Source organism: Candidatus Schmidhempelia bombi str. Bimp, assembly GCF_000471645.3.
Lineage (GTDB): Bacteria > Pseudomonadota > Gammaproteobacteria > Enterobacterales > Orbaceae > Utexia > Utexia bombi.
The window spans coordinates 1-1,316 of the sequence record NZ_AWGA01000098.1 but is presented as its reverse complement, the minus strand read 5'-3'; the positions used below and the strand labels follow the sequence as shown (position 1 = coordinate 1,316).

The following is a 1,316-nucleotide window of genomic DNA, read 5'->3' as shown; positions in this document are numbered from 1 at the left end:
ATTCTATTGCTGGGGGCGGTGGCTTACTCACTTTACCTACTTTACTCGCGGTTGGATTATCACCAGCACAAGCTTTGGCAACCAATAAATTACAAAGTTGTGGTGGTTCATTTTCCGCAAGCATCTATTTTGTGCAAAAAGGGATGGTCAAGTTAAGTGATAATAAACTCTCCATCCTGATGACCTTTATTGGCGCAAGCGTTGGATCGTTACTGATACTCTATTTAAATGCCGAGGTATTACGCTTGTTATTACCAATATTAACCATTGGCGTTGGACTCTATTTTTTACTCACCCCAACCCTTGGTGATACTGATCGCGAGCGACGATTAACCGTAATACCATTTGCCATTTTTGGTGCGATGGTTATTGGTTTTTATGACGGATTTTTTGGACCGGGCGCAGGCTCATTCTACGCCCTAATTTATGTAGTATTAGCTGGTTTTAATCTAGCAAAAGCGACGGCGCATGCCAAAGTCCTTAATTTTACCTCTAATTTGGCCTCCTTATTATTTTTTATTGGTGGCGGTAAAGTGATCTGGTCTATTGGCCTCGTTATGTTATTAGGACAATTTATTGGCGCACGTATTGGCGCTACCTTAGTTATTGCAAAAGGCAAAAAATTAATTCGTCCGATGTTAATTATCGTTTCTTTAGCGATGAGTGTTAAATTATTAATAGAAATTTATGTCTAAATTCTATTTATAGAACAAAACATCGCTACGGTGATTAGCAATCATGGTGATAAAGTGGGGAGAGCATCTCCTCAATTCCTATAAAACCATCATAAATCTAGTTCATTTATAAGTTGAAGAATCATTATGTCTCAATCTATCGTAATTTCAATTGATATACTGGCTTTTTATTACAATAAAATCGAATATCCAATTTATAAGTAACAAGGTGTGGCTTCCTCACAGTAATAGAAATAGATATTACTAACCTTAGCATAAAGGCTAAAATTTTTTGCGCTAAATACGAAAATAACTTTTTATCCTATTATAAGCCTTTTTACAAAGCTAAAAAAATCAAGGGTATTTTAAAAATAGAGATATTTAATCATCCACATGACGAATAAAAATTATCAACTCATTATTTAACCTAATGGATATAAATAATATCGAGATAAACACTATAATTGCTTAATCCCTTCATCACAATAAATATATTTTATAAATTACCTAAACAGTTCAATAAACTGAGCAACACTGTTATATTAACGGGTAAAATTAAACACAGAAAATAAACCCAAGCGATTATATAGAAAAAACATTATCACTTATCAGTAACCATTACCTGATAAACAATAGGGTCAC

Annotated in this window: 1 protein-coding gene; it reads left to right on the top strand. The window is 33.8% G+C overall.

The window, feature by feature from the left end:
- On the top strand, positions 1–695 hold a 695-nt coding region (locus O970_RS09025; protein WP_133459375.1), incomplete at its 5' end, for a TSUP family transporter.
- Between the last annotated feature and the right edge of the window lie 621 nt (positions 696–1,316).